Raw genomic sequence first — 8,392 nt, forward strand, 5'->3', positions numbered from 1 at the left:
GATCTAACACACTAACCAAATTCGATTCAGCAACATGAGTGACAAACAGGACACGAACCGAATCGAACCCCTTGAGACGAATCACCATGCTGGGATTCTCGCCGTCGTAGAGAACCTTCCCGAATGGTTTGACGAAACCGCTAGAACCAGGTCTATCCCCACCGACCTACGGCATCAAACCGGATTTGTGGCCGTCTCAGATCAAAGGGTGATCGGGTTTATTACCCTGTACATCGCAGAGGGTCGGATGCATATCGGCTGGCTTGCGGTCGACAGGTCAGTCCAAAGGCAGGGTATTGGAAGCCGGCTTCTGGACGCCGCCGAAGCGAAGTCTCGTGAACTGCGAATAGACGAACTAGCGACGTACACACTGGGCGAAAGTGTCGCGTACCAACCCTACGAATTGACCAGACGATTTTACTGGAAACACGGATTCAGGGTGTACAAGCAATCCAGGACGGACAACCCCGGATGCCCTGAGGAAATATGGATTTCAAAACAGATCAGACCATGACCGGAGTGCAATGTGGACTGTAACGTAATCCGATACTACGAAGAGATTGAGCACGAATCCGATCGGCTCGAGAAGGGAACCGCCCGGTTGGAAGGTGAAAGGACCCGGGAGATTCTTCGGCAACATCTCCCCGCACCGCCGGCCCGCATCCTTGATGCAGGCGGAGGACCGGGCGCCTATGCCTCCTGGCTTGCCGGGCGGTCCTACGAAGTCCACTTGCTGGACGTCGTCCCGCGCCACATCGAGCAGGCAAAGGAACGGGATAAGGACGGAATCCTGAAGAGCGCGGAGGTCGGCGACGCCAGAACGCTGGACTTCGAGACGCATTCCATGGACGCGGTCCTTCTGATGGGTCCTCTGTATCACCTTCCAGCACGGTCGGACCGGATCGCCGCGCTTGAGGAATCCCTACGTGTGCTGAAACCGGGAGGTGTGCTGATCTGTGCGGCCATCTCCAGGTTCGCTTCGTTCATGGACGGCATGAAACAGGGGTATCTCTTCAATCCCGAGTTCGCCCGTATCGTACTGAAGGACCCGAATGAAGGTCGACACGAAAACCCGGACATGGATCCCCGGTACTTCACTACGGCCTGCTTCCATCGGCCTGAGGAACTCGCTGAAGAGATCACGGATGCAGGGTTCGACCTGGTGAGGACGGTCGGGTTGGAAGGCCCGGCATGGCTGCTTGGCCATTTCGACGAGCTGTGGGCAGATGAGGCGAAGCGTAAGGATCTGCTCACTTTCCTGAAACTTGTCGAGACGGAACCCTCACTCATCGGCGTGAGCGCGCACATCCTCACCGTCGCGAAAGCGCCCTGACGAGTGCCGGCATCAGCGAAGCGTTGAGACGAAGCGGTTCATAGGGAAATCTCGGGTTTCCTACACCTTTTTGTTTGGTCCAAGAGTTTGGGCTAACTGTAGAGGCGATATATTGCGGATAACAGCCATATCCTTCGACGGCGACATGACCCTGTGGGATTTTAAGAAGGTCATGCGGCATGCATTGAAGAAAGCCCTGGCGGAACTGCGCAGGCTGGTTCCGACCCAAGGCGCCGAGGACCTCTCGGTGGAAGAGATGATCGCGATTCGCAACCGGGTCGAGGAGGACGAGGAAGGACGGACCTGGAACATGGAGGAACTGAGATTACTCGCCTTCGAGCGGACGCTTGAACGTGTGGGGCGACCGGATCACGATATCGCTGTCCGTCTGAATGAGCTCTACCTCAAGCATCGCTTCGAAGACATCGAGTTGTATCGGGACGTCGAACCTGCGCTCGATATCCTGGCCCCGCACTACAAGCTGGGCCTACTGTCCAACGGGAACAGTTACCCCGAACGATGCGGGCTCGAGGGCCGTTTTGCCTTCGTGGTCTTCTCGCAGGACGTGAAAATTCGAAAGCCCGATCGGAGGATCTTCGAGATAGCCGCGAAGAAAGCTGGCTGTCCACTGAACGAGTTGCTACACGTGGGGGATTCGCTGGAGAACGACGTAATGGGAGCGCACGGCGCCGGAGCGAAAACGGTCTGGCTGAATCGCGAAGGGGCAGAAAGCAACGCAGAGGTCAAAGCCGACGTTGAAATCACCTCGCTGGCCGACCTGCCCGGGGTTTTAGGTCTAGGGCAAATCGGTAACTGAGGCGGATTTCTCCACCCCGGCTAGAACCCGTAGCTGAGACCCAGTTTCAGGACCGGATACACGGATGCGACGCCGGGGATGTCTTCGTTGGCCGATTCGGCCTCCTCATCGAGGTCTCTTCTGAACTGCGGATCCGAGGATACGGGGCCGGTTGCCTCGAGGCTGAATTCCGGCGTTCCGTGGAAGGCAATCCCGACATCCAGCGCAAAACCGAAACCGGTTCCGACGGCATTTCCCCACCCGAAGCCTGCATAGGGGGCAAGGCTGGAGGTCCCGAGCGAGCCGCGGATCGTTCCCACCTGGGCCGGCGTATACACGTTGTTCCCAAGCTCAACATCTTCCGTCGGAGCACCCTCGAGTCCAAGCGACCCCCCGAAGTAGAGCACGCCCGCACTCAGCCGGAAGCCGCTTTCGTTCGGATACAGATCGATCACCGCCGTCACGGTGGCTGCGGGAAGTTCCACATCCAACTCCACATCATCCGCGAGTACTTCGAAGCTGACCGGCTGAAAATCGAGGCCGCCTCGGAAGTTGATCCGGCTTGCGAGTGGCGTCGCGACCTGCGCCCCGATCCCGAGCGTGCCCACCTGGACGGATCCCGTAACCCCCTGCGCAAAAACTGGAGATGCATCCAGACCCAGCAGTAAGACGATTATGAACCCCAATCTCGGGCGTGGCATCGTATTTCCCCCGTGAATTTCACTCTATATTGAAAGAAAAACGGATTTGCGCTGTCCCGCTTCTAAACCCCGGCACGGCGATCCCGTAGCGCCGTCACCCAGCTCAACCCCGCCCCGGCGCGGCGATCCCGTACCGCTGCAGCGTAGTCTCGAGCGTCGGCCGGCCCAGGCGGATCCGGCCGTCGTTGAGCAGGTAGGAGAACAGGTAGCCGGCTCCGAGCATGAGGATCCCGATGAGGAAGCAGTACATGACCGCGCGGTCGGGATAGACGTCCTTGAGGTATCCCACGTACAGCGGCCCGAAAATCCCCGCGGCAGCCCACGCAGTCAGCACCGCGCCGTAGATGGTGGACATCTTCTTCGTGCCGAACACGTCGAGGACGAAGGAAGGCATGGTAGCGAAACCGCCGCCGAAGCAGAGCAGCACGTAGCAGACCAGGGCGGAGAAAATCCAGGGGTTGGTCTCCGTCATGAGTATGCCGAAGACCACCATCTGGCTGCCGAGCAGCACCCGGAAGACGGTCACCCTGCCGAACCGGTCGGACAGCAATCCCCAGAAGAGCCTTCCGAGACCGTTGCAGATCGAGCTCACCGCGATGAGCGTGGCGCCGTACTCGGCCAGGACGGTCGGTTCGATGGAATCATCCGCCAGACCCCAGATTTCCTGGAGGATCTCCGACTGAAAGCTGACGACCGAAATCCCGGCCGCGATGTTGAAGAAGAAGACGATCCACATGAAGACGAACTGCGTGGTGCCCAGGTAGGTTCGGGCGTACTTCGGTTCGTCGGCCTCCTCGGGATCGGCCGTGGCCGTGGTCGAAGGACCCAAGGCATCCGGCGGCGGATCGGACAGGGCCAGGCTGCAGGGGATGAGAATCAGGGCGAAGATGATGCCGAGCCAGATGAAGACTTCCGGCAGGGCGCCCGCGGTCCGCACGATGAGGAAGGGCGCCAGGCCCTTGCTGAGCAGAAAGGCCCCGACCCCGAACCCCATGACCACGATACCGGTAGCCAGTCCCTTGCGGTCCGGAAACCACTTGGCGACCGTCGCGACCGGCGTGACGTATCCCAGCCCGATGCCGGCGCCGCCGACCACCCCGTATCCGAGATAGAACAGCGGGATATACTCCATCTCCAGCGCAAGGCCCGAGATCAGGTACCCGCACGCGAACATGAAACTGCCGATCAGCGCGAGTTTGCGCGGACCCATCTTCGGCAGCATGTTCCCGGCCCACGCCGCCGACACGCCGAGGGTGAAGATGGCGATGCTGAACGCCCAGGCCGTCTCGGTGTGCGTCCAGCCGATCTGGCGCACCAGAATCGTCTGAAAGAAGCTCCAGGCGTAGACCGTACCGAAGCAGATCTGAAGCGCCGTGCAGAAGAGCGCGATGGCGCTACGGGGAATGCGCATCGCCTATCCTCCCCTTACCGGACGTTCTCCGGTGGCGCGCCGGGTGCACCGGATCCGGACGAACCGGTGCCGGATGGCTGATCGGAAATGTGTTGGAAGAGGCGGGCCAGGTCGCCCACTTCATCGTCGCGTCCGAGGAGATCGTCGGACGTCGTCTCCGGCTCTTTGTTGCCCGCGAGGTTGACGGCGTACGCCAGCAGTTCCGCAAGGGGCTTCGCGGCGAGATTGACCAGCCAGATCGACGCGAGGACGCCCACGACCAGGAATATGCAAATGAGGATGACCTGCTGGCCGATTGCGCGCTGGATCTTGAGGGCTACCTCGTCCTGGTCCATGCCGACGTGCACCGTACCCGCCACACCCGCCAGGATGGGGCTGCCGACCTCCAGGAAATCACCCAGGCCGGGGATGCTTCGCTCCACCGGCTCGGTATTCGCGTGATCGCTCGCGAGAATCTGCTCGGGAATCCCCGGAACGAAGGTATGGGCGAGATACTCACCGTCCTCGCTGGTGATGTAGATATACCGGATACCCTGGATCTCGACGAACTGATCGATCATCGACTGCAGCGTGGCCAGGTTCCGGTTGAGCAGGATGTCGACACTGGAGTCGGCGATGCTCTTGGCGATATTCTGACTGTTGGTCTCGTACTCGGACGTCAGCTGCGTATCTACAGTGTATATACACAGGGCGGACGTGCAGAGGACGATGACGCCGAAGAGCAGGAAGATCCCGAAGCGGGTGCGCTGGAAGAGCTTCTGTACTTTCATGCTAGGATAGCCAGCCTTGCCAGTCCTCCAGGGTCACGAACCGGCCCTCCTGGACGACGGTATAGTAGACGGTCTGCAGACCCTGCCGGCGGTCCGGTCCGAAGGAGACCCGCTCGCCGATCCCGAGATCGTAGTTGTCGACCGAGAACACGGCTTCCTCCAGCCCGTCGCGGTCGGGACTTCCTCCCAGGCGCCGCAGGATCTCGGTCATCAGTTTGGCGTCCAGAAAACCCTCGAGACTCACGAAACTCTGTGGAAAGGGGCTGTACGACTCCTGGACGAGTTCTTCCGGAACCGCCGGATCGTAGCGTTCCATCAGTTCGCGGTACTCCCGCACCGCCGGAATGGACGTGTCCTCGTAGCTCGGGACCACCTGGGAGTTGACGAGGTAACGGGAATAGGTCTCCACGTCCTCTCCCAGGTCGCTGAGTAACTGGAGCATGTTTTCGCTGCCCACGAAGGAAAGGTTGGCAATGGGTACGCGAAGGTCGCGGTCGACGGCATCGCGGGCGAAGGCCGCGCAAGCCGCATACGACCCGATGCAGATGACGGCATCCGGGGAATTGGACTTGAGGATCTCCACCTGCTCCCGCATGCTGCCGGTGAAACGCGAGCCCCGGCGGTAGGTCGCCTCGCCCGCGAGCCGCTCGCCGTGCCGGTCCAGCGCCGCCCTCACCCCGGCCCATCCGCTTCTTCCGTAGGCGTCGGCCTGGTAAAACACGCCGATTCTTCTTTTGCCCGCGGCGAGGAAGTTGTTGACGAGACCGGCCGTTTCCTGCCGGTAGGACGCCCTGAGGTTGAAGGCGAAATCACCATAAGGCGGCTCCCGCTGGGGTTGGGCGCCGGTAAAGGGAAAGAACAGGTAGACCTGCTCGTCCTGGAACTTCTTCAGCAGGGGCAGCACCCGCGTAACGGTCGGCGTGCCCACGTACCCGAAGAGCAGGAACACGTTGTCTTCGAGCATGAGCTTCATGGTGTTCCGGACGCATGGATCCGGCTGGTAACCGTCGTCGTAGAGCTTCAGGGTGATCTTGCGTCCGGCCACGCCGCCGTTGTCGTTCACATGATTGAAATAGGCCATGGCGCCGCGGTACAGCTCGCTGCCAAGACCCCTGGAAGGACCGGAGAACGCGGCCGACATGCCCAGGATGATCTCATCATCCGTCGCACCTTCGAATCCGGTTTCCATTTCCTGTGCTGAGACCATGTTCAAACCTCCAAAAAAGGTACCGGCGTCCTTCAAGCCCGCGCAGGAAACCGCAAGCAGTCCCGCCAGGCCGCGGCGCAACATGGTCCTCCGCGTTAACAACGGCGCAGGCGACCCGGGCCTATCCCCTGATTGACCTTTACCGTCACGCCCACTCATACGCTTCCTCGTCATCAAATGAGCCGTGAATGTTACTCTTCGTGAGTCTTAAGAGTCTCACGGCCGTCCGGCAACCGTATCCGGGCCGGACATTGACTGTACCGGGAATCGCAGTACGAAGTTCTTGTTTGGGAAATGTACTAATTGTTTCCGTCTTGGAAACTGTTGTAATGATTCAAAATGATAAGACCGGGACTACCCCGTTGCAAGGTATTTTTGCGACCGTGAGCAATGCCCTGGGGCACCTTAAGCCACTTCAAACATCGGGTGACGGACTGGCTGCCATCAGGTGACGGACTGCCGCCTCTCAGAGCGCCGTCTAACAGACTGCCGCCTCCCAGAGGAGATCCTACCTGCGCATTCGTTCCGGATCGAATTCGTACCTGCTGTACGGTTCCGGCAGGCCGTTCTCTGCCGCCTCTTCCATCACGTCGCTGAAGTAATCGAGCTCAGACAGCGTGGTGTACAGATTCGGCGTGATACGAACCCACGTACGACCGGTGTCCTCCCGGTCGTACCGGCCCCGGGAAGTCCGAATCTGATGTTCATTCCAAAGGTAGTCCCGAATACCGGTCGGATCGGCCCCTTCGATTCCAACCCCGGCGATACAGCAACTCATTTCGGGGGCCGTCGGGGTGTATACCCGTATCTTGGGGTGGCTTTGAAGCCGTTCCGCCCAGTAATTCTTCAGGTAACGAAGCCGTTCTTCCTTGCGCTTCGGTCCTATGGCGTTGTGAAAAGCGACGGCCTCGCCGATGGCGAGGAACGGCGGCAGGGGTTGGGTACCGACGGATTCGTATTTCTGCATGCTCGTCAGGGGGTTGAATCGGAGACTCATGGTCGGGCCGTACAGCGGCTCGATCTTCTCGACGTGCGCGCGCTTCATGTACAGCAAGCCGGTCCCTTTCGGCGCGCTGAGCCATTTGTGCAGGCTCGCTCCGTAATAGTCGCAATCCAGGTCCGAGACCTTGAAATCCAGTTGGGCGACGGCATGGGCGCCGTCCACGACGACTTCGATCCCGTGCCGATGGGCCAGGTCGCAGATCTGCCGGATCGGAAATACCTGTCCGGTGGTGTACGTGATGTGGGACACCATGATCACGCGGGTCCTCGATGTAATGCCATCTTCGATGACCTTGACCAGGTCTTTCAGAGACCCGGCGGGATACGGTACGGGCACCTCGACCAGTTTGATCCCTTCCTTCTTCTCCCGATCCCGAACGACCCGCACCAGGGAAGGATAGTCATGGGTCGTCGTGAGGACTTCGTCACCCCGGTTCAGCGGGATGCCGTACAGGACCGTCTTGAGCGCTTCTGTGGTGTTGCGTACGAGGGCGATTTCATCGGGGCTGCTCCCGAACTGCCGTGCCACGGACTTCTTCACGGTACTCATGCGGTCCCTGGCCATGTCAACGAACACCCCGTACGGGTTCTGTTCCTGTTCCCATATGTATCGAATGAACGCTTCGGTGACGACGCGGGGCGTAGGGCAGGCATAGCCGTTATCCAGGTTGATCAGGCTGCGGTCCACGGTGAATGCCCGCTTGACTTCGCGCCAGAGCCCTTCGTCACGGGCGGCCTCTTGCGGCGTGAGATCAGCGATTTCACTAACCGCGGCCTCGACGCCCCGGAAGGAATCGGGGCCGAGGAACGTGGCCAGTCCGGCCGTCACGCCCGCGGTTTTCAGGAAATGCCGCCGTTCCATGGTATTCCGGCGTCCCGTGGGAAGGTCGATTGCATTGTTTTCCGATCTCATGACAAAACTCCTTTGATTCTCGGGGCTTCCGGCATCCTCAATCCAGCATCCTGGCTTCGGATCGGTGCTTGCGTAGGGAATGCATCCTTGACTGCGTAATAAACAGTTTTACACATTGGATTCCCAGGACATTCAAGACATCACACAACAACCTGTAGCTTCGACCTTAAAAGTGATGCATCCATGGACCCGCGCCTCCGCCAGAGCATGAACGCCTATTACAACGAACGGGCGGCCGAATTCGACGAGATCTACACAC

8 protein-coding genes are annotated in these 8,392 nt (G+C 59.9%); 3 read left to right on the plus strand and 5 right to left on the minus strand.

Translation table 11 applies throughout. The features are described from left to right. Nucleotides 1-34 precede the first annotated feature (34 nt). From F4Z81_02090 to F4Z81_02100, 3 genes are all read left to right on the plus strand, one after another. On the plus strand, nt 35-514 hold the full coding sequence (locus F4Z81_02090) for a GNAT family N-acetyltransferase (GenBank protein MXW03837.1): 480 nt from the start codon (nt 35-37) through the stop codon (nt 512-514). A 12-nt stretch (nt 515-526) separates the two neighbouring features. Beyond that, a complete protein-coding gene (locus F4Z81_02095; GenBank protein MXW03838.1) occupies nt 527-1,333 on the plus strand; it encodes a methyltransferase domain-containing protein in 807 nt (268 codons plus the stop codon). A gap of 112 nt (nt 1,334-1,445) precedes the next feature. After that, a complete protein-coding gene (locus F4Z81_02100) occupies nt 1,446-2,150 on the plus strand; it encodes an HAD family hydrolase (protein ID MXW03839.1) in 705 nt (234 codons plus the stop codon). A 20-nt stretch (nt 2,151-2,170) separates the two neighbouring features. On the opposite strand, the gene F4Z81_02105 is transcribed toward F4Z81_02100, so the two are convergent. The 5 genes from F4Z81_02105 to F4Z81_02125 all read right to left on the minus strand — a co-directional run bounded on the left by F4Z81_02105 (nt 2,171) and on the right by F4Z81_02125 (nt 8,133). Next, on the minus strand, nt 2,171-2,737 hold the full coding sequence (locus tag F4Z81_02105) for a hypothetical protein (GenBank protein ID MXW03840.1): 567 nt from the start codon (nt 2,735-2,737) through the stop codon (nt 2,171-2,173). 196 nt (nt 2,738-2,933) lie between these two features. Further along, nucleotides 2,934-4,241 carry an OFA family MFS transporter gene (locus tag F4Z81_02110; GenBank protein MXW03841.1) on the minus strand — a complete coding sequence of 436 codons (1,308 nt, stop codon included), beginning with the start codon at nt 4,239-4,241 and terminating at the stop codon, nt 2,934-2,936. Between the two features lie 14 nt (nt 4,242-4,255). Beyond that, nucleotides 4,256-5,011: a HAMP domain-containing protein gene (locus tag F4Z81_02115; GenBank protein ID MXW03842.1), complete on the minus strand. Its 756-nt coding sequence runs from the start codon at nt 5,009-5,011 to the stop codon at nt 4,256-4,258. Between the two features lies 1 nt (nt 5,012). Continuing rightward, entirely contained in the window at nt 5,013-6,200 is a 1,188-nt protein-coding gene (locus F4Z81_02120; protein ID MXW03843.1) for an ABC transporter substrate-binding protein, read from the minus strand. A 526-nt stretch (nt 6,201-6,726) separates the two neighbouring features. Continuing rightward, a complete protein-coding gene (locus tag F4Z81_02125) occupies nt 6,727-8,133 on the minus strand; it encodes an aminotransferase class V-fold PLP-dependent enzyme (GenBank protein MXW03844.1) in 1,407 nt (468 codons plus the stop codon). Between the last annotated feature and the right edge of the window lie 259 nt (nt 8,134-8,392).

The organism is Gemmatimonadota bacterium (genome assembly GCA_009835325.1).
Lineage (GTDB): Bacteria > JAAXHH01 > JAAXHH01 > JAAXHH01 > JAAXHH01 > JAAXHH01.